The organism is Pantoea sp. A4 (assembly GCF_000295955.2).
Lineage (GTDB): Bacteria > Pseudomonadota > Gammaproteobacteria > Enterobacterales > Enterobacteriaceae > Pantoea > Pantoea multigeneris.
The window spans coordinates 20,426-43,255 of the sequence record NZ_ALXE01000028.1 but is presented as its reverse complement, the minus strand read 5'-3'; the positions used below and the strand labels follow the sequence as shown (position 1 = coordinate 43,255).

21 protein-coding genes are annotated in these 22,830 nt (G+C 55.2%); 2 read left to right on the top strand and 19 right to left on the bottom strand.

Annotation, left to right across the window (positions count from 1 at the left end; genetic code table 11):
- Positions 1-13 precede the first annotated feature (13 nt).
- The 12 genes from holB to yceD form a co-directional block, all read right to left on the bottom strand.
- Positions 14-991, bottom strand: a complete 978-nt coding sequence (gene holB, locus B880_RS0114120) for a DNA polymerase III subunit delta' (protein ID WP_017348080.1) — start codon at positions 989-991, stop codon at positions 14-16.
- The gene (gene tmk / locus B880_RS0114115) at positions 988-1,623 is read right to left on the bottom strand and encodes a dTMP kinase (RefSeq protein ID WP_017348079.1); all 636 of its coding nucleotides are present in this window, start codon (positions 1,621-1,623) and stop codon (positions 988-990) included. Before tmk ends, holB begins: the two co-directional genes overlap by 4 nt.
- Positions 1,613-2,632: an endolytic transglycosylase MltG gene (gene mltG / locus B880_RS0114110; RefSeq protein WP_017348078.1), complete on the bottom strand. Its 1,020-nt coding sequence runs from the start codon at positions 2,630-2,632 to the stop codon at positions 1,613-1,615. The genes tmk and mltG overlap by 11 nt, the downstream gene beginning before the upstream one ends.
- On the bottom strand, positions 2,629-3,441 hold the full coding sequence (gene pabC / locus B880_RS0114105; RefSeq protein WP_017348077.1) for an aminodeoxychorismate lyase: 813 nt from the start codon (positions 3,439-3,441) through the stop codon (positions 2,629-2,631). Before pabC ends, mltG begins: the two co-directional genes overlap by 4 nt.
- Positions 3,442-3,857: 416 nt before the next feature.
- Complete coding sequence (fabF, locus tag B880_RS0114100) at positions 3,858-5,099, bottom strand: beta-ketoacyl-ACP synthase II (protein ID WP_026042650.1); 1,242 nt, start codon at positions 5,097-5,099, stop codon at positions 3,858-3,860.
- Positions 5,100-5,180: 81 nt separating this feature from the next.
- The gene (acpP, locus tag B880_RS0114095; RefSeq protein ID WP_017348075.1) at positions 5,181-5,417 is read right to left on the bottom strand and encodes an acyl carrier protein; all 237 of its coding nucleotides are present in this window, start codon (positions 5,415-5,417) and stop codon (positions 5,181-5,183) included.
- A 153-nt stretch (positions 5,418-5,570) separates the two neighbouring features.
- Complete coding sequence (gene fabG / locus B880_RS0114090) at positions 5,571-6,305, bottom strand: 3-oxoacyl-ACP reductase FabG (RefSeq protein ID WP_017348074.1); 735 nt, start codon at positions 6,303-6,305, stop codon at positions 5,571-5,573.
- Between the two features lie 10 nt (positions 6,306-6,315).
- Positions 6,316-7,248 carry an ACP S-malonyltransferase gene (gene fabD, locus B880_RS0114085; protein WP_017348073.1) on the bottom strand — a complete coding sequence of 311 codons (933 nt, stop codon included), beginning with the start codon at positions 7,246-7,248 and terminating at the stop codon, positions 6,316-6,318.
- Between the two features lie 16 nt (positions 7,249-7,264).
- A complete protein-coding gene (locus B880_RS0114080) occupies positions 7,265-8,218 on the bottom strand; it encodes a beta-ketoacyl-ACP synthase III (RefSeq protein ID WP_017348072.1) in 954 nt (317 codons plus the stop codon).
- Between the two features lies 1 nt (position 8,219).
- Positions 8,220-9,266 carry a phosphate acyltransferase PlsX gene (plsX, locus tag B880_RS0114075; RefSeq protein ID WP_026042649.1) on the bottom strand — a complete coding sequence of 349 codons (1,047 nt, stop codon included), beginning with the start codon at positions 9,264-9,266 and terminating at the stop codon, positions 8,220-8,222.
- A gap of 27 nt (positions 9,267-9,293) precedes the next feature.
- Complete coding sequence (gene rpmF, locus B880_RS0114070; protein ID WP_017348070.1) at positions 9,294-9,464, bottom strand: 50S ribosomal protein L32; 171 nt, start codon at positions 9,462-9,464, stop codon at positions 9,294-9,296.
- A 14-nt stretch (positions 9,465-9,478) separates the two neighbouring features.
- Positions 9,479-10,000, bottom strand: a complete 522-nt coding sequence (yceD, locus tag B880_RS0114065; RefSeq protein ID WP_017348069.1) for a 23S rRNA accumulation protein YceD — start codon at positions 9,998-10,000, stop codon at positions 9,479-9,481.
- Between the two features lie 140 nt (positions 10,001-10,140).
- Here yceD and B880_RS0114060 point away from each other — a divergent pair, with 140 nt between their 5' ends.
- Positions 10,141-10,728 carry a Maf family protein gene (locus B880_RS0114060; RefSeq protein ID WP_017348068.1) on the top strand — a complete coding sequence of 196 codons (588 nt, stop codon included), beginning with the start codon at positions 10,141-10,143 and terminating at the stop codon, positions 10,726-10,728.
- 13 nt (positions 10,729-10,741) lie between these two features.
- On the opposite strand, the gene rluC is transcribed toward B880_RS0114060, so the two are convergent.
- The gene (gene rluC, locus B880_RS0114055; RefSeq protein ID WP_017348067.1) at positions 10,742-11,698 is read right to left on the bottom strand and encodes a 23S rRNA pseudouridine(955/2504/2580) synthase RluC; all 957 of its coding nucleotides are present in this window, start codon (positions 11,696-11,698) and stop codon (positions 10,742-10,744) included.
- 572 nt (positions 11,699-12,270) lie between these two features.
- Between rluC and rne the strand changes: the two genes are divergently transcribed.
- The gene (rne, locus tag B880_RS0114045) at positions 12,271-16,164 is read left to right on the top strand and encodes a ribonuclease E (protein WP_071524406.1); all 3,894 of its coding nucleotides are present in this window, start codon (positions 12,271-12,273) and stop codon (positions 16,162-16,164) included.
- 311 nt (positions 16,165-16,475) lie between these two features.
- Here rne and flgL read toward each other — a convergent pair whose 3' ends face one another.
- The 6 genes from flgL to flgG all read right to left on the bottom strand — a co-directional run bounded on the left by flgL (position 16,476) and on the right by flgG (position 22,818).
- On the bottom strand, positions 16,476-17,438 hold the full coding sequence (flgL, locus tag B880_RS0114040) for a flagellar hook-associated protein FlgL (RefSeq protein WP_017348064.1): 963 nt from the start codon (positions 17,436-17,438) through the stop codon (positions 16,476-16,478).
- Between the two features lie 13 nt (positions 17,439-17,451).
- Complete coding sequence (flgK, locus tag B880_RS0114035; RefSeq protein ID WP_017348063.1) at positions 17,452-19,095, bottom strand: flagellar hook-associated protein FlgK; 1,644 nt, start codon at positions 19,093-19,095, stop codon at positions 17,452-17,454.
- A gap of 105 nt (positions 19,096-19,200) precedes the next feature.
- Positions 19,201-20,145: a flagellar assembly peptidoglycan hydrolase FlgJ gene (flgJ, locus tag B880_RS0114030; protein WP_017348062.1), complete on the bottom strand. Its 945-nt coding sequence runs from the start codon at positions 20,143-20,145 to the stop codon at positions 19,201-19,203.
- Entirely contained in the window at positions 20,145-21,254 is a 1,110-nt protein-coding gene (locus B880_RS0114025; protein WP_017348061.1) for a flagellar basal body P-ring protein FlgI, read from the bottom strand. Before B880_RS0114025 ends, flgJ begins: the two co-directional genes overlap by 1 nt.
- 9 nt (positions 21,255-21,263) lie before the next feature.
- Positions 21,264-21,974, bottom strand: coding sequence for a flagellar basal body L-ring protein FlgH (locus B880_RS0114020; protein WP_017348060.1), 711 nt, complete (start codon positions 21,972-21,974; stop codon positions 21,264-21,266).
- A 61-nt stretch (positions 21,975-22,035) separates the two neighbouring features.
- Positions 22,036-22,818, bottom strand: coding sequence for a flagellar basal-body rod protein FlgG (gene flgG, locus B880_RS0114015; protein ID WP_017348059.1), 783 nt, complete (start codon positions 22,816-22,818; stop codon positions 22,036-22,038).
- Positions 22,819-22,830: the final 12 nt, after the last annotated feature.

Below are 22,830 nucleotides of genomic sequence, written 5' to 3'. Positions count from 1 at the left end.
CTCGCTTAATACATCAGGTATGGTGCTGCATCTGCCAACGTAGCAGTTGGTCAGTCAGTAATAATTCGCGATTTACCGCTGCCACATGCAGCAGTTGTTCCCGGCACTGCAACCAGTCCCGAATCCCCTGATCCAGCGCGAGTGGCGTAAACAACTGCGCCAGTTTCTGCACCAGGGGCTGTTGGTCACAGTTGCTTAACCACTGCACCGCATTTTGCCGCCATTTTAAGGCATCAACTAATAACGACAGTAGCCAGCCAATTCGCTGGGGAGCATCGTCGCTGTTTAGCACTGGCAGTAAGTCTAACAGCTGTTGCCCTGCATGCTGATTCAGGCTGTCACACAGCTGCTGACGGCGCTGCCAGGCTTCGGGTTGGAGCAGTTGGGCTGCCGCAGCAGGAGCGCCACCACTGAGCCGTAAGGCGGTCTGTAATGCTGTTTGTGGCTGGCTGATCTGCCGGGCCAGCCACTGCACGCTGAGGGCTTCATCGGGGGGTGCCAGTTGCAGCGTCATGCAGCGGCTGCGCAACGTGGGTAACAAACGGGCGCTATCGCGACTGCTGAGGAAAAACCAGCAGTTACTCGGCGGCTCTTCCAGCGTTTTTAACAGTGCATTTGCCGCCGCTTCCGTCAGCGAACCCGCATCCGGTAGCCAAACCACTTTCGCCCCGCCCTGTTGGGCAAAATGATAGAGTTTTTCGGTGACAATACGGATCGCATCGATACCTAAGGTGCTTTTGCCTTTTTCCGGCTCAAGGCGATACCAGTCAGGATGGGTTCCTGCCTGCATCAGCTGGCAGCTGTGGCAATGACCACAGCTTTTCATGTCATCGGGCTGCTGGCACATCAGCCAGCGGCTCAGTCCCCACACCAGTTCCGCATCCCCCATGCCTTCAATGGCCTGGATCAGCAGCGCATGATGACCACGCCCGCTTTGATGCTGGGAGATAAGCTGCCGGTAGGGCTGGTTCAGCCACGGATACCAACTCACGCGTGCTGTTCCTGTAGCCACTGCAACAAGGTGTGTTTAATGTCTTCCGCCACGGCGCTCACCGTTTGGGTCGCATCGATGGTACGAATTGACGCATCAGCGGCCGCCAGCGTCTGATAACGCGCACGCGTACGGGCGAAGAAATCCAGTGATTCTTGCTCAATGCGATCCAGTTCGCCGCGAGCACGGGCTCGTGACAAACCAATCTCTGGCGTCACGTCCAGATAGAGGGTTAAATCCGGGCGGAAATTGCCTAATACCGCGTTACGCAGCGTTTGCATCAGCTGAGCATCTAATCCACGTCCGCCCCCCTGGTAAGCCTGTGAAGAGAGATCGTGACGATCGCCCACCACCCAGGCACCGCGAGCCAGCGCCGGTTTGATCACTGTTTCAACCAGTTGCACACGGGCGGCATACAGCATCAGCAGTTCCGCCTGGTCGGTGACCTGCTCACCTTCGATGCCCTGCTTAACCAGTTGACGTAGCTGTTCTGCTAACGGCGTCCCGCCTGGCTCCCGCGTAAAGACCACATCGTCAATGCCCTGTTCATGCAGCGTGGCGACAATCACCTCACGCGCGGTGGTTTTTCCTGCACCTTCAAGCCCCTCAATGACAATAAACTTACTTTTCATTTTTTTCCTTCATTGTCAGTCGATACGCCTGAACGGCCACGTTGTGGCTGCTGAGGTTAGTGGTAAAGGTATGTCCACCGCTGCCATTCGCCACAAAGTAGAGATAATTGGTTTTTTCCGGGTGTGCCGCAGCATCCAGCGAAGGCTTGCCTGGCATGGCAATCGGCCCTGGCGGCATCCCGCTGATAGTATAGGTGTTATACGGCGTGGCAGTTTCCAGATCTTTGCGCGTTAAGGTGCCGTGATAGCTGTCACCCATGCCGTAAATCACCGTAGGATCGGTCTGTAAACGCATACCAATGCGTAAACGATTAATAAAGACGGACGCAACTTCCGCACGCTCACCGGCGACACCGGTCTCTTTTTCAATCATTGAGGCCATGGTGACCAGATCGCGCGGGGTTTTATACGGCAGGTTGTCCTGACGCCCCTGCCACACCAGATCGACCACGCTGTTCATACGCGCGTGCGCACGCTCCAGCACTGCAACATCGCTGGTGTTGGCCGTGTACAGATAAGTATCAGGATAGAACCCCCCTTCCAGATCACCTTCCGGCAGCTTCAACGCCGCCGCCAGGGTCGCGAACTGATCGTCTTTCAGGGTATGGCGCAGATAAGGGGCTGAACGCAGTTGGCTGAGCCATTCGCTCAGGCGCGAACCTTCGACAAAACGCAGTGGGAACTGTGCCTCTTTGCCACTGGCCAGCAGCTGCAACAGTCCGCGCACCGTCATGTTAGGTTCCAGACGATAAGTGCCCGCTTTGAAGCGTGCGAGTTCCGGTTCCAGCTTGAGTAAGGTGCCAAACCACAGGCTCTGCGGGATAAGGTGTTGACCTTCCAGTTGTTCTTCCAGCGCCACACGACCGGTGCCAGCTGGCAGGGTATAAAGCGTTTCCTGGGTAATCGTCAATGGCGTATCCGCCAGACGTTTAATTTGCCAGTAGCTGGTGGCTCCGGCAGCAACCAGTGCCAACAGTGCACCGGTGATTATTTTTTTACTTCGGCTCATTCGGCTTCCAGTTGTTCGCAGACACCCAGCAACCGGTGAAACAGACTGCGATCATGATAGTGCACATGTTGCAGTTGCCGCACTGGAAGCACCGGCATCAGCGCATTACAGATGACAATTTCATCGGCCATTAGCAGGCGTTCTGGCCCACAACGCACGATGTGACACACGTCACCAGCGGATGCCAGCTGCGCCATAATAAAGCGCCGCATCACGCCGTTTACGCCTGCCTGTTCGACATCCGGCGTGAAGATCTGTTGCCCTTCACGCCAGAATAAATTGGCCGCACAGCATTCCACCACCTGCCCTTCAGTGTCAAGTACGAGGGTGTCATCTGCGGATTCTTCATCCAGATGGCTACGAATCAAGACCTGTTCCAGTCGATTAAGGTGCTTAATGCCTGCGAAGAGTGGGGAACGCGCAAGGGGAATTGGGCTAATGGAGAGCTGCACGCCATCCACGGCGAGTTGCTGATAATGTTGCGGCCAGGCAGCCACAGAGATTATCCGGGTCGTGGGGCCACACCCCTGACGACTGTAACCACGTCCACCGCTACCGGCAGTTAAGATCACCTTTAGCACCGCCTTTTGCTGGCCGCGTGCCGCCTGTCGCATCTCAGACTCCAGCTGCATCCAGTCAGGTTCTGCTAATTTCAGGCACAGACACCCCTGCTTGAGGCGCTGTAAATGCGCCTCAAGCAGCTGAATTTTTCCGCCCGTTATGGCAGCAGTAGTAAAGCATCCGTCACCAAACTGAATAGCGCGATCGCTGGCATTGATTGTGTCTGCTGGCAGACCGTTAATCCACATATAGCCTCATTACTTTCCTGTCACAGGTGGTGGGTTGGGAGAGAATGAGGCTCGTATCCTGAGCTTACAAATGCCTGGAACGCGCGTTTTGTTTGTTTTGGTTGTTATCTGTGTAGATAGAAAGACCAGGTTCAACAATCTCCCCCCTCTCGTTATACGTTGCGCACCCCGTTAGCAACAGGGCCAGAATAATAATTCTCGACATCTTTTTAAGGCTCCACAAGTAAAACCGCAAAAACTAGCATAGAGCGGGCGAAACTTTATCCAGCCCTGGCTTCTTATCAGGAATTTGTGAGATGGCACAGAATGACAACGGAAAGTTTTGAAAGGGATTTTTTGAAAGTTAAGAAACTGCCCCACCAGGCGAAAGGTGGGGCAGTTGACCCGTCATCACAGCGAAGATGCTGTCTTACAGGTTAGATTTTACGGAAAATCAATGAGCCGTTGGTGCCGCCAAAACCAAATGAGTTACACAGGGTGTACTCAAGGCCAGAAACCTGACGCGCGGTGTGCGGAACAAAGTCCAGATCACAGCCTTCGTCTGGGTTATCCAGGTTAATGGTCGGTGGAATCGCCTGGTCGCGCAGCGCAAGCACGGAGTAGATAGCTTCTACCGCACCCGCCGCACCCAACAGGTGACCGGTCATGGATTTGGTTGAACTGACCATGACTTTGTTCGCCGCAGCGCCAAACACAGATTTAACCGCCTGGGCTTCTGCTTTATCGCCCGCCGGGGTTGAAGTACCGTGTGCGTTGACGTAGCCGATCTGTTCAGCGGAGAGCTGCGCATCACGCAGCGCGTTAACCATGGCTAACGCTGCACCCGCGCCATCTTCTGGTGGTGAGGTCATGTGGTAGGCATCGCTGCTCATACCAAAACCAACCACTTCAGCATAGATTTTCGCGCCACGTTTTTTCGCGTGTTCGTACTCTTCCAGAACTACCATGCCAGCACCGTCACCCAGCACGAAGCCGTCGCGGTCTTTATCCCACGGACGGCTCGCCGCCTGTGGATTTTCATTGTAGGTTGAAAGCGCACGTGCAGCACCAAAGCCGCCTACACCCAGAGGGGTGCTGGCTTTTTCTGCGCCACCAGCGATCATCACATCGGCATCATTATAAGCAATGATACGAGCTGCATGGCCGATGTTATGCACGCCAGAAGTACAGGCGGTGGCAATAGAAATGCTTGGACCTTTCAGGCCGTACATGATCGTCAAATGACCGGCTACCATGTTAACAATGGTAGAAGGTACAAAGAATGGACTGATTTTACGTGGGCCGCCGTTAACCAGAGAGCTGTGGTTTTCTTCAATCAAACCCAGTCCGCCGATACCGGAACCGATAGCCGCACCAATACGCGAAGCATTCTCTTCGGTCACAACCAGACCCGAATCCTGCATCGCCTGGGCACCAGCCACAATGCCATATTGGATGAACAAATCCATTTTGCGCTGTTCTTTACGCGAAATGATTTCATCACAGTTAAAATCTTTAACCGTACCCGCAAAACGTGTTGCGTAAGCACTGGTATCAAAATGGTCAATATTAGCGATGCCGCTCTGACCGGCAAGGAGAGCACTCCAGGTAGACTCTACGGTATTGCCGACAGGAGACAACATGCCAAGACCAGTCACTACTACACGACGCTTTGACACGTTCGTCCTCCAGGAAAGGGGGAATATGAACTGTGGAAATAATAAAACTCAGGCGGTCAAATGACCGCCTGATGATATTCATTAGCCGTTGTGGCTATTGATATAATCGATCGCTGCCTGAACGGTAGTGATTTTTTCAGCTTCTTCGTCTGGAATCTCAGTATCAAACTCTTCTTCCAGAGCCATTACCAGCTCAACGGTGTCAAGAGAATCGGCACCCAGGTCTTCAACGAAAGAAGCAGAGTTAACGACTTCGTCTTCTTTAACACCCAGCTGCTCAGCAACGATTTTCTTAACGCGCAGTTCGATATCGCTCATACTATTTAATTTCCTATCAAAACTCGCTTTCGCGACGGTTTTCGTAGTGTATAAAATGTTGAAAAAGATGCAACTAAATCCCGGCTGGTCGAACCACGATTCTGCACTATTGTGCGGTGGTTACCGCGTATAATGCAAATTATTTCGTGGTGCTTAGACCATGTACATCCCGCCATTTACGTGCAGTGTCTCGCCCGTAATGTACGCAGCTTCATCAGAAGCCAGGAATGCAACCGCATTGGCAATTTCCTGTGGATCGCCTAAACGGCCCGCAGGAACTTCAGCCAGAATGCCCGAGCGTTGCTCCTCATTCAGTGCTTGCGTCATGTCCGTAGCAATAAAGCCCGGTGCAACGACGTTAACTGTAATACCACGTGACGCAACTTCGCGCGCCAGTGATTTGCTAAAGCCAATCAAACCCGCTTTTGCTGCCGCGTAGTTTGCCTGGCCCGCGTTCCCCATGGTTCCAACTACAGAACCGATGGTAATAATGCGTCCCACACGTTTTTTCATCATGGCACGCATTACCGCCTTGGACAGACGGAAAACAGAAGTGAGGTTGGTATCAAGGATATCCGCCCACTCATCATCTTTCATGCGCATCAACAGATTGTCACGGGTGATGCCGGCATTATTGACTAAAATGTCGACTTCGCCAAACTCAGCACGAACGGTATCCAACACGGCGTCAATGGACGCGCTGTCAGTAACGTTCAGCTTCAGGCCTTTGCCTTTATTGCCCAGATAAGCACTGATCGCTTCTGCGCCGCTGTCGCTGGTTGCAGTGCCAATAACTTTAGCACCACGTGCTGCCAGCGTTTCTGCGATCGCACGGCCGATACCACGGCTCGCACCGGTCACCAGCGCTACTTTGCCTTCAAAGCTCATGATTGTCCTCTTATTCCTGTGCAAGAGCAGCTTGCAGTGAAGCAGGATCGTTCACTGCTGCCGCCGTCAGGCTATCAACGATACGTTTTGTCAGACCGGTCAGGACTTTGCCCGCACCGATCTCCAGCAGATGAGTCACACCCTGCGCCGCCATAAATTCAACACTCTCAGTCCACCGCACCGGGCTGTAGAGTTGGCGGATCAACGCAGAGCGGATCGCTGCAGCATCGCTTTCAGTTTTCACATCTACGTTATTCACTACCGGTACCACAGGAGCGTTAAAGGTGATCTGCTCCAGCGCTACCGCCAGTTTCTCTGCTGCTGGCTTCATCAGTGCACAGTGTGAAGGCACGCTGACCGGCAACGGCAGCGCACGTTTCGCGCCTGCTGCTTTACAGGCCGCACCTGCACGTTCTACCGCTTCTTTGTTACCAGCAATCACGACCTGTCCCGGTGAGTTAAAGTTCACCGGCGCTACAACCTGACCCTGAGCACTCTCTTCACAGGCTTTGCGAATGGATTCATCATCCAGGCCGATAATCGCCTGCATGGCACCCGTACCTTCCGGTACCGCTTCCTGCATCAGTTTGCCGCGCAACTCTACCAGTTTAACGGCATCAGCGAAATTGATTACGCCAGCACACACCAAAGCAGAGTATTCACCCAGACTGTGGCCCGCCAGCAAGGTTGGCTGTGCGCCGCCCTGCTGCTGCCACAAACGGAAGATAGCAACTGACGCGGTCAGCAGCGCAGGCTGTGTCTGCCAGGTTTTGTTCAGTTCTTCCGCCGGGCCTTGTTGCACCAGCTGCCACAGGTCATAACCCAGGGCTTCGGAAGCTTCAGCAAATGTTGCTTCAATCAGTGGGTACTCAGCAGCCAAATCGGCCAGCATGCCCACAGTCTGGGAACCTTGTCCCGGAAAAACCATCGCAAATTGCGTCATGTTCTGTTCCTGTCAATCAAAAGCGAACCAGTGCTGAACCCCAGGTGAAACCACCACCAAAGGCCTCCAGCAGAATGAGCTGTCCGGGTTTGATACGGCCATCACGCACCGCTTCATCCAGCGCCGTCGGGACCGATGCCGCCGAGGTATTGCCGTGACGATCGAGTGTGACAACCACTTTGTCCATACCCATACCGAGTTTTTTGGCTGTTGCGCTGATGATACGCAGGTTGGCCTGGTGAGGCACCAGCCAGTCCAGCGCTTCGCGCTCAATATGGTTAGCCTGCAACGTCTCTTCCACAATATGGGCTAGCTCAGTCACTGCGACTTTGAACACTTCATTGCCGCTCATGCCAAGGTAAGCTGGGTTTGCTTGTGGATTACGCTCCTGGTTTTCCAGCACCAGCAGATGGCCGTAGCTGCCATCCGCGTGCAGATGCGTCGAGATGATACCCGGCTCTTCGCTTTGACCCAACAATACCGCACCTGCACCATCACCAAACAGGATGATAGTGCCGCGATCTTCTGGATCCAGCGTACGGGATAAAACGTCTGAGCCGATGACCAACGCGTGTTTCACTGCACCGTTTTTGATGTACTGATCAGCAACGCTCAGGGCATAGGTGAAACCTGCACAAGCGGCAGCAAGATCGAAAGCGGCGCAGTCTTTAATGCCCAACTGCTGTTGGATCATGCAGGCTGAACTTGGGAATGCGTGGCTGGAGGAAGTGGTGGCGACAATGATCAGCCCAACATCGCTGGGGGCGACATCCGCCATCTCCAGTGCACGTTGTGCTGCTGCTGCGCCCATGGTCGCAACGTTTTCGTTCGCTGCGGCAATACGACGCTCACGGATGCCGGTACGGGTAACAATCCACTCGTCCGTAGTCTCCACCATTTTTTCCAGATCCGCATTGGTGCGAACCTGGCTGGGCAAATAACTGCCCGTACCGATAATTTTGGTAAACATCTTAGGCTTTGTCACTCCTGGCTAATACAGTGTTAAGGCGCGCAGCGATTCGTTGAGGAACCTGCCGTCGCACCGCCTGCTCTGCCTGTCTAATCGCCACCGCAAAGGCCTGTTGATTGGCAGACCCGTGGCTTTTGATTACTGTTCCGCGCAATCCTAACAGACAAGCGCCATTGTACTGGTCGGGGTTGAGATGGCCAAAGCGCCTCGACAGGCGTTTCTGAATCCAGCGCCCCAGCAACCTAAGCCACCTAAGCCACCATGACCGTTTTGTCTCATCGCCTGACTTCAGCAGGGAGAGAAACACTCTTACCACGCCTTCCATGGTCTTCAGTGTGACGTTACCTGTGAAGCCATCACAGACCAGCACGTCCGTTTTGCCCGTCAGGAGGTCATTGCCCTCCAGGTAACCGATATAGTTGATCTGTGGCGTCGCCCGCAATATTGCGGCGGCTTCACGGATCGTCTCCAGCCCTTTTGTCTCTTCCTGACCAATGTTCAGGAGGGCGACACGGGGCTGCGAGATTTCAAGCACTTCTTCCGCCAGGACCGCACCCATAACGGAGAACTCAACCAGCATTTCGCTGCTGGCATTCACGTTGGCACCGAGATCCAGCACCACCGTTTTGCCTCGATGCTGATGAGGCAATACAGACATTAACGCCGGACGGGTAATCCCATCCAGCGGTTTTAACAACAATTTTGCCAGCCCCATCAACGCACCGGTGTTTCCGGCACTGATACACGCCTCTGCACGCCCCTCCTGGACCAGTTCCAGCGCAATGCGCATTGAACTGCCACGACTCTGACGAATCGCGATGGATGGCCTGGCATCACTTGCAATAACTGACTCGGCAGGGATCACCTGCACACGCCCCACGAGAGAGGAGTCCGCTTTGGCAAGAAATGGCGAGAGGATGTCGGGATCGCCGACCAGAAGAAGAACCAGATGCGAATGAGAGGCCAGTGCCTGCAAGGATGCAGGCACTGTCACGCAGGGACCGAAGTCCCCGCCCATGGCATCAACTGCCAGGGTCAAACGTTTCAAGGTATCGCCTTGCGTCACCGCAAAGTATTACTTGGTGATAACCTTGCGACCGCGGTAGTAACCATCCGCAGTGATATGGTGACGCAGATGAGTTTCACCAGAAACTTTATCTACAGACAGAGTTGCAGTGGTCAGAGCATCGTGTGAACGACGCATACCACGCTTAGAACGGGTTGGTTTATTCTGTTGTACGGCCATGGACCTTACTCCTATTACTTACGCTTTAAACTGGCTAATACGGCAAATGGGTTTGGTTTCTCCGCCTCTTCAGGCAGTTTGCCAAACACCATGTCCGCGTCGGACACTTCACAGTGTTCAGATTCATGAACCGGAACGACAGGCAGTGCAAGAATGATTTCATCCTCAATCACCGCCAGCAGATCGATTTCACCATATTCGTTGACATCGATCGGCTCGTACGCTTCCGGCAGTGCTTCCGCCTGCGCCTCATTTGACACAGGACTGAAACAGTAGTTTACGTGGACGTGATGAGGGAAAACCTGGTTGCAGCGTTGGCAGCGCAGGGTAACCTGCACTTCAGCCGAGCCTTCAAACATTGCAAGGCGCTGGCTGTCCACTGCGAACATCAGCTTACACTCAATTTCACTGTCCACACTAACGACTGAAGCCGCTACACGCTCCGCCTGTTCACGGGTATAAATACCTTCATAATCGAGGCGTTTTTGAGCTGTGCGGACGGGGTCCAGCGTTAGGGGTAATTTTACCTTTTGCATAGGGCGCGCATATTAACTTTGTAACGTCTGAGAGTCAAAGAAAAAGGCCGTGAAGCAGCATCTTTCACCCACTATTCGCATCCAGTGCGGCGCACAGTTTAAAATGACTCTACCCAATTCGCTATCACTATTATGAAAAAATGCCACTACCGATTCTTTTAGCTTCAACCTCACCCTTTCGCCGTGCGATTTTAGAAAAGCTACAGCTGCCTTTTAGCTGTGCTGCACCGGAAGTGGACGAAACCCCCTATGCCCATGAAAGCGCCGAGGCACTGGTCACAAGGCTGGCCATCGCTAAAGCGCAAGCGCTGGCACAGCAGTGGCCCGATCACTGGATTATTGGTTCCGATCAGGTTTGCGTCCTCGACGGCGTCATCACCGGCAAGCCACATACTGAGGAGAAAGCGTGCCAGCAGCTACGCGATGCCAGCGGGAAGTGCATCACCTTTTATACCGGGCTGGCGTTGTATCAGCCGCGCACGCAGCAGCTAATGCAGTGCTGTGAGCCCTTTCATGTTCACTTTCGTAGCCTGAACGAGGCTGAGATTACTGGCTATGTAGCACAAGAGCAGCCGTTGCAGTGCGCCGGGAGTTTCAAAAGTGAAGGTCTGGGGATTGCGCTGTTTGAGCGGTTGGAAGGGCGCGACCCCAATACATTGATTGGCTTACCGCTGATCGCGCTGCTGGAGATGTTCAGAGAGGCGGGTATCAATCCCCTGACCGATTGATACCCTTGGTAACTCAGGCTTTTTGCTGACGCAGCCAGGTCAGACAGCGCTTGAGCTTCTCATCCAGTGGGGCTTCCATACGCAGGGTTTCGCCACTGGCTGGGTGGGTAAAGGTTAATGCGGCGGCGTGCAGGAACAGACGGTTCAGGCCGCTGCCCGCCAATTGGCTATCAAAAGCACGATCGCCGTAGCGGTCATCAAACGCAATCGGGTGATCTGCATGCAGGGTATGTACGCGAATCTGGTGCGTACGCCCGGTGACTGGGCTGGCTTTCACCAGTGTGGCAAAGCTGAAACGCTCTTCAACTTTAAAACGCGTTTCAGAGGGCTTGCCTTCTGCACTGACGCGCACCACGCGCTCACCGCTTTGCAGGATGTTTTTCAACAACGGTGCCTGCACCACTTTTACGTGGGAAGACCAGTTGCCGCGCACCAGCGCCAGGTAATCTTTCTGCATGCCTTTATCGCGCAGTTGCTCATGCAACGAACGCAGTGCCGAGCGTTTCTTGGCAACCAGCAGCACGCCCGAGGTATCGCGGTCTAAACGGTGGACTAATTCCAGAAAACGGGCTTCAGGTCGCAGCGCACGTAAACCTTCAATCACGCCAAAGCTCAGGCCGCTGCCGCCGTGTACCGCCGTGCCCGAAGGCTTATTCATCACCAGCAGGTGATCGTCCTCATACAAGATGCAGGACTCCAGGGCCGCGACTTTATCCAGCTTCGGCGAGACGCTCTGCTCTTCACGCTCCGCAACACGCACCGGTGGAACGCGAATTTCATCGCCCTCTTCCAGTTTGTATTCCGGCTTAACGCGTTTTTTGTTTACCCGCACTTCACCTTTGCGCAGGATGCGATAAATCATACTTTTCGGCACACCTTTTAACTGGGTGCGCAAAAAGTTATCGATTCGTTGTCCGGCATTCTCAGCCGTGATGGCGACAAACTGTACGCCAGGATTCTCTGTTTTCATGGGCGCGATTCTAAATAGTGTACTCAGATAGCGCCACCTCTTTTTCTGTGCTTAACTCACTGCCTACAGCAGAGAAAAAAGTGCTAACGGAGGCTTTTTTCACCAATGCGTCTATTTGCCCAACATCTGTTCAGGCAAATGACAATAATCTTCATTCAGTGACGAAAGTCACCTTGCTATATGAAGGTAAGCAATGGAATAATGCTGGGGTTCTGCCCTGAATTCATTCAGAGTGGAAAAAAGAGCTAACACCTTATTTTGCCGGATTGTACAGAGACGCAGCAATGGCGTAAGACGTAATGTTAAATCAGGCACTTAGCGGGCTGCGGGTTGCAGCCTGGACGACAGGATGGGATGCACGGGTTCATAGACTTCTCTCAGGCATTTCCCCAATCTGGCGCTGTATTTTCCTGGGAAAAACAGGCCACCGACGCTACTTGCGCCCCTCAAGCGTTCGACAACCGGGAGGTTGACGTTATTGCACTTAAGTCACGGGGCCATCGGCTGATACTCGTCCAGGGTTACTATGCCCGCAGCTTTGTCACTCATGTGAGAATAACGAGTAAGTCACGATGAAAAGAATGTTAATCAACGCAACTCAGCAGGAGGAGTTGCGCGTAGCCCTAGTGGATGGACAGCGCCTGTACGACCTGGATATCGAAAGCCCAGGACACGAACAGAAAAAAGCTAATATTTACAAAGGTAAGATCACCCGTATTGAGCCAAGCCTTGAAGCCGCATTTGTTGATTACGGTGCTGAGCGTCACGGTTTCCTCCCCCTCAAAGAAATTTCCCGCGAATACTTCCCCGCTCATTACAACGCACAGGGTCGCCCCAATATCAAAGAAGTGCTGCGTGAAGGTCAGGAAGTTATTGTTCAGATTGATAAAGAAGAACGTGGTAACAAAGGTGCCGCGCTGACGACCTTTATTTCTCTGGCAGGGAGCTATCTGGTTCTGATGCCGAACAACCCGCGTGCTGGTGGTATTTCTCGCCGCATCGAAGGGGACGATCGCACCGAACTGAAAGAGGCACTCTCTTCGCTGGAACTGCCAGATGGCATGGGCCTGATCGTACGTACTGCGGGTGTCGGTAAATCTGCCGAAGCGCTGCAGTGGGATCTCGGCTTCCGCATCAAACACTGGGATGCCATCAAAAAAGCCGCTGACAGCCGCCCTGCACCTTTCCTGATCCACCAGGAAAGTAATGTGATTGTGCGTGCCTTCCGCGACTATCTGCGTCAGGACATCGGCGAGATTCTGATTGATAACCCGAAAGTGCTGGAGCTGGCACGTCAGCACATCGCGGCGCTGGGTCGCCCTGATTTCAGCAGCAAAATCAAACTGTACACCGGTGAGATCCCGCTGTTCAGCCACTATCAGATCGAGTCACAAATCGAGTCCGCCTTCCAGCGCGAAGTGCGCCTGCCGTCAGGCGGTTCGATTGTTATCGACAGCACCGAAGCACTGACGGCCATTGATATCAACTCCGCACGCGCAACCCGTGGCGGCGATATCGAAGAGACGGCCTTCAACACCAACCTCGAAGCGGCGGATGAAATTGCTCGTCAGCTGCGCCTGCGAGACCTTGGTGGCCTGATTGTTATCGACTTCATCGATATGACCCCTGTTCGTCACCAGCGTGCGGTTGAAAATCGCCTGCGTGATGCAGTACGTCAGGATCGTGCTCGTATCCAGATCAGCCATATTTCACGCTTTGGCCTGTTGGAGATGTCACGTCAGCGTCTGAGCCCTTCTCTGGGTGAGTCAAGCCATCACGTTTGCCCACGCTGTAGCGGTACTGGCACCATTCGTGATAACGAATCACTGTCACTCTCCATTCTGCGTCTGATTGAAGAAGAAGCGCTGAAAGAGAACACCAAAGAAGTTCACGCGATTGTTCCTGTACCGGTGGCCTCTTACCTGCTGAACGAAAAACGTGAAGCGGTCAACGCAATTGAAAAACGCCAGGGCGGCGTACGTGCGATTATCGTCCCAGACGATCGCATGGAAACCCCACACTACTCCGTACTGCGCGTGCGCAAAGGCGAAGAGACGGCAACCCTGAGCTACCACCTGCCGAAGCTGCACGAAGCGGACATGGCGCTGCCTTCTGAAGAAGAGCACGCCGAGCGTCGTCGCCCAGAGCAGCCAGCCCTGGCCGCCTTCGTGATGCCGGATGCTCCTCCTGCACCAGTAGAAGTGGCACCTGAGCCGTTGAAAACCGTGGCGAAAAGCGACAGCAAACCGGCCGCACCGGTAGCTGCGGCAGAAGCAGCGAAACCGGGCTTCTTTGGTCGTCTGTTCGGTGGTCTGAAGAAAATGTTTGCTGGTGAAGCCACGCCTGCGCCTGAAGTGAAGGCGGAAGAAGCGGCAAAACCACAGGCAACAGAGCAAAACAACGAGCAGCGTGGCGAGCGTCGTAACAACAACCGCCGCAACAATAACAACCGTCGTGAACGTACTCCGCGTAACGGCGATAACGCGCAGCGCGAAGGTCGCGATAATCGTGACAACCGTGAAGCACGTGATAACCGCGATAACCGTGAAGCGCGCGACAACCGCGATAATCGTGAAACGCGTGACAATCGTGATAATCGTGAAACCCGCGATAACCGCGAACCACGTGAAGGTAACGAGAACCGCCGTAACAAGCGCCAGTCTGGTGAGCCACGCGAAGATCGTAATGCACCATTGAGCGAAGAAGCACGTCAGCAGCGCGAAGAGCAGCAGCAACAGCGCCGCGAGCAGCGTGCTGAACGTCAGCGTCGTCGTGAAGAAGAGAAACGCGCTCAGCAGGAAACGCAGGTTGCCGAGCCGGTTGCTCAACGCACTGAAAACGTTGACGAGAACGCGCAAGATGATGAACGCGTGCAGACTCTGCCACGTCGTCAACCGCGTAAACTGTCACAACGTGTCCGTATTGAAGATGGCAACGCGAACGCCGAGTCAGCCGCAGCAGAAACCCCTGTTGCTGCGCCGATCGCCGCTGAACAACCAAAGGTTGAACGCCAGTCAGAAAACAGTGCGGTAGCTGAAAGTCAGGATGAAGCAGACAGCCGCGATAACGGCAATATGCCACGTCGTTCACGCCGTTCACCGCGTCATCTGCGTGTTAGCGGTCAGCGTCGTCGTCGCTACCGTGATGAGCGTTACCCAACCGAGTCAGCGATGCCGTTGGCAGCCGCTTCAGCCTCGCCAGAAATGGCTTCCGGTAAAGTGTGGATCCGTTATCCGGTCGCCAGCACTCACGAAGCTGCGGTACAGGAAGTTCAGACACCGGACTACAACCAGCAGCAAACTGCCGCTGCCGTAGCTCAGCCAGTAGTGGAAGCCGTGCAGGAAGTTGCAGCACCGGTTGAAGCACAGCCTGTGCATCAGGCTGAACCTCTGGCCGCAACGCCAGTCCCGGTTGTCAGCGTTGAAGACAGCAGTGCCATTGATGTTCCGGTTAGCGAAGCGCCTTCGGTGATCCCAGCCGCGCAAGAAGCTCAGGCGGCAAGCATTGCCGCTCAGGCTGAAAGTGCAGCACCGGTAGCCAACGCGCCAGCAACACGCCCTGCGGCAGAATATGCTTCTGCCCCTGCGACGCGTCCGGCAGCAGAAGCCTATACGGCACCAGCAGCTCGTCCTGTAGCAGAAGCTGCGACACCGCGTCAGGCAACGGAAGCGTATGCTGCACCAGCAGCACGCCCGGCACCGGTCGTGTCAAGTGCACCGGCAACCCGCCCGGCAGCAGTTGAGTCGGCAGCGCCGGTAGCCGCATCAGCACCTGAAGCAGCAAAACCGCAGGTGGCAGTAGAAGCTTACACCGCACCGGCTGCTCGCCCTGCGGCTGAAGTTGCCAGCGCGCCAGCAACCCGTCCAGGTGCTGAAGCCGTGACTGCGCCAGTGGTAGAACCTGCGCCAGCGGCAGAAGTTGCTCCTGCGCCGACCGTGTCGGAAACCGCAGAGCCAGCACCTGCTCCAGTGGCAGTGGAAGCACCAGCACCGGTTGAAGCACCTGCTCCAGAGGAAGTGGAAGCGCCAGCAGCGGTTGCAGAACCGGCTCCAGTGGCAGTGGAAGCGCCAGCAGCGGTCGTAGAATCTGCGCCAGTGGCAGCAGAACCTGCACCGGTTGAAACAACAGAACCTTCTGTAGCCACCGATGTTGCGCCAGAAACGCAGCAGCAGGTCGCTGAAGTGCTGAATGCTCCGGTTGTCACCGAAGCCTCAGAACCGCACGCACCGGTTGCAGCGCGCGATGTTGCCCCGCAGGAAGCGGCTAAACCGTCATCGGAAACCTTGTGGAAGCACTATGCTTCAGCACCGATGACCAAAGCGCCTGCTCCAGCCTGGCAGCCAGAGCCTGCACGCCACAGTGACTGGGTACGTCCAGACTTTGGCTTTGAAGGCAAAGGCGCGGCAGGTGGCCACAGTGCTACCCACCACGCGACTGCACCAGCGACTCGCCCTGAGAGTGTCTAAACCCTCAGCGTCTGAGTAATGAATACGGCTTCTCCCATTTTGGGGGGAGCCGTTTTTTTATATCTGCCCTTCCCCTGCGGTATTTCCCAATAACGCGCTTAACTGCGTGCTCTATAACTCAGCCTGGTGCCACATATCGTTCCCAGCACCGCTGACTTTGCGGTTAACAGTATTGGCCGTTAAAGCGGACTTGCCTTAAACGTCAAATTTTGGCCTCGTTATTTCTCGCAAATAAAAAAATCCCGCCAGCCCTGGAGGGAATGGCGGGAAAAAGCAGCGTAGCCGGTTAAGTACGCTAAAGCGTAACTGAATCAGGAATTCAGTTTAAACAGTGACATCTGCGACATATCAGTAAAGGTTTTATACGCTGCCTGCAATGCAGTCTGCTGCATGGTGTAGCTGGAGATCGCCGAGGTGTAATCCACATCCACCAGGTTACTCATTTCGGTGCTGAGAATGGTATCGCGGTCATCGCCCTGAGAATCCAGCGTATCCAGCTCGGAAAGTTGTGTCCCCACATCCGAACGCACACGCAGTACGTTATTTAAAGAGTTGCTCAGGCCACGGTTGGTTTTATCCATCGCATCCTGGAAGGTTTGCTGCGTGGTTGCATCGGCATCCGCCTGTGGCACCTTAAGGGCAGCAATGGCGCTGTCCAGCATATCAAACACGTTGGTTTCGCTCGCGCTGCCATCGGGTTCGGTCTTGGCGTTGCTGCTGATGCTCATGAACACATCGCTACCGGTGTTTCCCACCGTCATGGTGCGGCTGTCATCCACTTTTTGCGTGATAGCGTCAGAACCACCCACGTACTCTACGCCGTTGCCATTATCAACAAACGGTGCGGTTGAGGTGTTGTAACCCGCAAAAATATAGCGCCCGCTGCTGTCCTGGCTGTTCGCCTGGCCCAACAGTTGGTTACGCAGCCCTTCCAACTGGGTCGCGATGGAAGCGCGGTCATCGTCGCTCAGGGTGCCGGTAGAGCCGTACACGATCAAGGTTTGCGCATCCTGAATGGTGCTGGTCGCACTGGAAAGCGCGTTCTCTTCCATCGACAAACTCTGGTTGGCGAACGTGCGCGCCAGCTTGTATTGGCTACTCTGTGACTGGCTCTGTGCCACCACTACCGATTGCGCGGCGGCAATCGGATCGTCGGATGGATTTGTCACTTTTTTGCCACTGGAGAGCTGCTCGCCGACTTTCAGCCACGAGGATTGTGAATCACTGATCCCGCGCACCTGCTGGTCAAAGATCATACTGGTACTTAAACGCATTACTTAGTCTCCGTTAGCTGGTGGCCTGAATCAGCGCGTCAAAAATAGTCCCTGCGGTCTGCAAGACCTGGGCGTTCGCCATGTAGTACTGCTGATATTTCGTCAGGTTGGCATACTCTTCATCGAGGTTAACGCCGGAAACTGACTGCTGACGATCGCTGAGCTGATTAACCACGCTCTCCTGAGTGGTGCTGCTGGTCTCCAGTGAGCTGGTTTTGTTACCCACGCTGCTCACCAGGCTGGCATAAGCTTGCGTCAGGGTAGCGTTACCGTTCACCAGATTGCTGTCCTGTAAATCCAGCAGTTTCTGCGCGTTGCGGTTATCGCTCTCGCCACCGGCTGCGCTTGCCGCAGCAATCTGGGATTCATCGGTAATCGCGACTGACATACCGTTAATGACGTTCTGCACCGGCTTGACCAGGAAGCTGTCTTTGGCCGCAGGTGTCCCATCGACGGTGAGTTGTAATCCATCAAAGCTCAGGGTTTGATTACCACTGCTGTCGGTGCTGGTGGTGGGGGTGACCTGCACATTGTCCGCAAGGCGCGTCACACTCCAGTTACTGCCGTCATAACTGACGCTGTAGTTGGAGGCTTTCACCGCTGAGGTATCGGTCCAACTGGCGCTAACCGACGCCGTACCGGTGTTTTTGGTGTTACTGATGACGTCCGGGCTGCCAACATTAAAGAAGTTTTTGCCGGTGTCTCCGTTGCTGTCATAACCCTGCGCGTGCACGCTGTTAAAACTGGTGGTGAAAGCCGCCGCCAACTGGCCGAGCTGGTTCTGCGCCAGATCGAGATCCTGGCTACGGAACGTCAGGACGCCGCCAAGGCTGCCGGTGGTCAGGCTGCTTTCCGGGATCTCAACATTTCCGGCCTGCTGATCCACATAACCGACCGTGGTACGGCTGGGATCGCTGGAAGCGGGCATCGCCACCAACGACGTGGTACGGCTGCCGTTCACCAGCGTAATGCCGCTCATGCTGACGGTATAGCTGCTGCCCTGCTGCGTGACCGATACGCCCGCAACATTGTTCAGGTCGCTGACCAGTTGGTCGCGTTTATCCAGCAGGTCATTAGGGGCTGCGCCATCACCGGTGGTGAGTTTGCCAATCTGCGTGTTCAGGTCAGCAATTTGTGAGGCGTAGGTGTTGATTTGATCAACACTGGAACTGACGCTGCTGTTGACGCTGCCCTGCATATTGTTCAGGTATTGTGCATTGGTCTGGAACTGACTCACCAGCCCCTGCGCATTACTCAACATGGCCTGACGCGATGAGGGATCATCGGCATTGCTGACCACGTTCTGAATATTAGTAAAGAAGGTCTGGATCTGGGTCGACAAACTGGTGGATGTCGAGGAGAGCATGTCGTCAATATTGGAGATCTGGCTGTATTCGGTATTGGACGCGCTGTAGCTGGCGCTGGCGCTGCGGAGCTGATTGGTAATAAAGGCGTCGTATTCGCGCTGTACGGTCCCCACGTTTACCCCATTGCCATAATAGCTGTTGCCTGAGAGCGTGCTGTTGCCCTGTTCCAGGATCGTGGTCTGGCGGGAATATCCCGTTACCGCATAGTTGGTAATATTATTACTGGTGGTGCTGAGCGCCGCCTGAGCGGCACTTAACCCGCTCATGGCGGTATTAATTAAGCTGGACATAGTAGTGAATTCCTCTCTTTCCCGTTGAGCGTACGATTGGCACGCTCAACGGTCTGGCTCTGATGTAATTATCGACGTGTGTCAGTGAAACTTGAGGGGGATGGGTCAGAACAAATTGCTGAGATCGTGACTGTAGGCTTTCACCGCTTTGTCACCCATGTTTTTGAACTGCTGAATCATGCCCACCAGCTTTTGCGCATAGTTGGGATCGGTAGCGTAGCCCGCTGCCTGAAGTGCCTGAGCGCCCTGCTCCGCGCTGCGAGCGTTAGTGACAGCGGCATAGCGCGGGTTATTCCCCAGCAGTTTGACGTAGTCGCTCAGCGCTTCGAGATACGAGCCGTACACGCGGAAAGTGGCACGCACTTTCTTCGCGATACCATGTTCATACTCGGTGGTGGTGACATAGGTGGTGGCCCCTTGCCAGTCCGCACTGGCCTTCACGCCAAACAGGTTGTAGCTTGGCTTGCCGTCGTGGGTCATGATCTGGCGCTGGCCCCAGCCGGATTCCAGCGCCGCCTGCGCCAGAATCAGGTGGTGAGGAATGCCACTTTGCGCACTGGCCTGCTGCGCCGGTTGGGTAAGCTGGGCAATAAAGGCCTGGCTGTCCACCGGCAATGCCGAGCCGCCCGCAGGCAGACGCGGCACGGCCTTGCGCACCATCTGTTCCAGCTCCATCGAAGCCATGTTGTGGCTAACGATGTAATCGCCATCCAGTTTCATCGGCACGGTGCCCGCGGTTTCTGACGGTGCCTCAGCGGGCATCATCTGTTTAACGATGGTGTCCGCCAGGCCCAGCCCGCGATTGCCGATCTGCTGGGCGATTTGCTGATCCCACATTGAGCTATAGAGGCGCGTCTGGTCGTTATCCAGCATGCCGCCCTTTGGCAGGGCTTCGCGCATACTTTTCATCATCATCTGCACGAACATGCCCTCCACCTGCTTCGCCACCTGAAGCGCTTTGCCTTTTGGATCGCTGCTGACTTCACGTTTAAGCTGATCCAGCGCGTGACTGTCCCACGCTGCACCCGCCATCGCCTGCATATCGCTCATCAGATAATTTCCAGTTTGGCGCGCAAACAGCCTGCGGTTTGCATGGATTGCAGAATCGACATCAGCTCAATCGGCGAAGCCCCCAACGCATTCAGGGCGCGCACCACACTGTTCAGATTGGCGCTGGCGTTAACGTGCTGCAATGAACCGCCGCTCTGGCGCATATCAATTTGCGTCTGTGGCGTGACCACGGTCTGCCCGCCGCCAAATGGCGTGTTTGGCTGGCTGACGTTTTGGCTCTGATTCACCGTGACCGACAGGTTGCCTTGCGCAACTGCACAGGTGCTGAGTGACACTTCGCGGTTCATCACCACGGTGCCGGTACGCGAGTTGATGATCACTTTGGCGTCTTCCAGCGGAACCGAAACGTCAATGTCTTGCACATCCGCCAGCAATCGCACCTGAGAACTGTTGTTGGCGCTGGTGCGAATTTGCACCGTGCGTGCGTCCAGAGCCTGTGCGCTGTTGTAGCCCATACGTGCATTGATGGCGTCAGCAATGCGCTGTGCCATGCTGAAGTCTTCGTTGTTAAGCTGCAAATTCAGCGTGTTCTGGCTGCCAAAGTTACTTTGCAGTTCACGTTCCACCGTGGCACCGGACGTGATGCGGCCACCATTCAACTGGTTGACCTGCACACTGCTGCCACCGGCAGAAGCGCCCGCGCCGCCCACCAAAATGTTGCCTTGAGCCAGCGCATAGATCTGATTATCCACCCCTTTTAACGGCGTCATTAACAGCGTGCCGCCGCGCAGGCTTTTCGCATTACCCAGTGAAGACACCACCACATCCAGCGTTTGTCCCTGACGGGCAAAGGACGGCAGTGAGGCCGTCACCATTACCGCTGCCACGTTTTTCAGCTGCATATTGGTGCCGGTTGGCACGGTGATCCCCAGCTGTGACAACATGTTGTTGACCGTCTGGGTGGTAAATGGCGTTTGCGTGGTCTGGTCGCCAGTACCGTCCAGCCCCACCACCAGGCCATAACCGATCAGCTGGTTATCTCGCACGCCTTGTACCGTCGTGAGGTCACGAATACGGTCTGCATGGGCCACCAGGCTTACGCCGAGCATCAGTCCCACGGTCAAACGCAGTAGCGTTAACAGTTTCATCGTCACCCCTTACATCGGTGAAATATTCAGGAAGAAGCGTTGCAGCCAGCCCATGGTCTGCGCTTCGTTGATATAACCATTCCCCACGTACTCGATGCGCGCATCCGCCACGGCGGTTGAGAGCACGGCGTTGCTGGCGCTGATGGTGCGCGGGTTAACCACGCCAGAGAAGCGGATAAACTCGGTTCCCTGGTTGATCTCAATCTGTTTCTCACCCACCACGTGCAGGTTGCCGTTAGAGAGCACCTGATTCACCGTAACGGTAATGGTGCCGGTGAAGGTATTGGCTGCGGTCGCGCCGCCCTTACCGGCAAAGTCGTTTTTGCCTTCCCCGGCGAGATTGGCCTTTTCACCACTGGCCCCCAACAGGCCTGCGGCTCCGGTCGGCACGGCCGTGAAGGCCAGGCTGTTGCTGCCATCACGGCTGGCGTTAGCACTGGAGGTTTTGCTGGCGCTGACGTTCTCTTGCAGGGTAATGGTCAGGGTGTCGCCGATGTTACGCGGACGACGATCCTCAAACAGGGGTTGATAGCCATAGTTGAGCGGCGCTACGCCCTGGAAAATCGATCCATTCACCACCGGCGGCGGCGAAGGCAGCGGCTGAGCCGTGGTCGCGCCCTCGACCAGCGGTTTACGTGGCACCAGCGCACAGCCATTAAGGGTGAGCAGCAGCAGCGCCAGCACACCCGGTGCTGGCCTGAAAATCACGGGCTTCGCCATTGAAAGCAACCTTTTAAACGTCCGCCTCTGAGCCAGCAGTCGCTGACCCAGCGGCGCGGAATTACACCTGAGTTAATTTCTGTAGCATCTCGTCAGAGGTGCTGATCGCCTTGCTGTTGATTTCGTAGGCGCGCTGCGTCTGGATCATGGTGACCAGCTCTTCCGCTACGTTAACGTTGGAGGTTTCGACATAGCCTTGATAGAGCATGCCTGCACCGTTCTGACCCGGCGTGCTGTCCGTTGGCGTACCGGAAGCCTGGGTTTCGGTGTAGAGGTTTTCACCCATGCTGTCGAGACCGGCATCATTCATAAACGTACTGACGGTCAGCTGCCCCACCTGCGTCGGGTTGGTTTGCCCCTGTTGCGTCACGCTGACCACACCATCACGGGAGATGGTGATGCTGGTGGCGTTCGCCGGGATGGTGATCCCCGGCTGGACCGGATCGCCTGCGTTGGTGACCAACTGCCCGTTCTGATCCACCTGGAATGAACCATCGCGGGTATACGCATCGGTGCCATCCGGCAGCTGCACTTTAAAGTAGCCCTGGCCGTTGATCGCCACGTCTTTGGAGTTGCTGGTCTGCGACAGGTTACCCTGCGTGTGCAGGCGCTCGGTGGTCACAGGACGTACACCGGTACCGATCTGCAAACCCGAAGGCAGCGTGGTCTGCTCTGAAGACTGGGTGCCCGGCTGACGCAGGGTTTGATACATCAGGTCTTCGAATACGGCGCGCGAACGTTTAAAGCCATTGGTACTGACGTTTGCCAGGTTGTTGGCAATCACGTCCATGTTGGTCTGTTCGGCATCAAGGCCGGTTTTGGCGATCCATAAAGAACGAATCATCGTCTGTTCCTC

Bases quoted from the DNA above. Each gene is read 5' to 3' on its own strand.
- fabD (WP_017348073.1), bottom strand. From the start codon at position 7,248: ATGACGCAATTTGCGATGGTTTTTCCGGGACAAGGTTCCCAGACTGTG.
- flgK (WP_017348063.1), bottom strand. From the start codon at position 19,095: ATGTCCAGCTTAATTAATACCGCCATGAGCGGGTTAAGTGCCGCTCAG.
- B880_RS0114025 (WP_017348061.1), bottom strand. From the start codon at position 21,254: ATGAAACTGTTAACGCTACTGCGTTTGACCGTGGGACTGATGCTCGGC.
- acpP (WP_017348075.1), bottom strand. From the start codon at position 5,417: ATGAGCGATATCGAACTGCGCGTTAAGAAAATCGTTGCTGAGCAGCTG.
- tmk (WP_017348079.1), bottom strand. From the start codon at position 1,623: ATGAAAAGTAAGTTTATTGTCATTGAGGGGCTTGAAGGTGCAGGAAAA.
- flgG (WP_017348059.1), bottom strand. From the start codon at position 22,818: ATGATTCGTTCTTTATGGATCGCCAAAACCGGCCTTGATGCCGAACAG.
- pabC (WP_017348077.1), bottom strand. From the start codon at position 3,441: ATGTGGATTAACGGTCTGCCAGCAGACACAATCAATGCCAGCGATCGC.
- B880_RS0114060 (WP_017348068.1), top strand. From the start codon at position 10,141: ATGCCACTACCGATTCTTTTAGCTTCAACCTCACCCTTTCGCCGTGCG.
- fabG (WP_017348074.1), bottom strand. From the start codon at position 6,305: ATGAGCTTTGAAGGCAAAGTAGCGCTGGTGACCGGTGCGAGCCGTGGT.
- rluC (WP_017348067.1), bottom strand. From the start codon at position 11,698: ATGAAAACAGAGAATCCTGGCGTACAGTTTGTCGCCATCACGGCTGAG.
- yceD (WP_017348069.1), bottom strand. From the start codon at position 10,000: ATGCAAAAGGTAAAATTACCCCTAACGCTGGACCCCGTCCGCACAGCT.
- flgL (WP_017348064.1), bottom strand. From the start codon at position 17,438: ATGCGTTTAAGTACCAGTATGATCTTTGACCAGCAGGTGCGCGGGATC.
- rne (WP_071524406.1), top strand. From the start codon at position 12,271: ATGAAAAGAATGTTAATCAACGCAACTCAGCAGGAGGAGTTGCGCGTA.
- rpmF (WP_017348070.1), bottom strand. From the start codon at position 9,464: ATGGCCGTACAACAGAATAAACCAACCCGTTCTAAGCGTGGTATGCGT.
- B880_RS0114020 (WP_017348060.1), bottom strand. From the start codon at position 21,974: ATGGCGAAGCCCGTGATTTTCAGGCCAGCACCGGGTGTGCTGGCGCTG.
- mltG (WP_017348078.1), bottom strand. From the start codon at position 2,632: ATGAGCCGAAGTAAAAAAATAATCACCGGTGCACTGTTGGCACTGGTT.
- flgJ (WP_017348062.1), bottom strand. From the start codon at position 20,145: ATGAGCGATATGCAGGCGATGGCGGGTGCAGCGTGGGACAGTCACGCG.
- B880_RS0114080 (WP_017348072.1), bottom strand. From the start codon at position 8,218: ATGTTTACCAAAATTATCGGTACGGGCAGTTATTTGCCCAGCCAGGTT.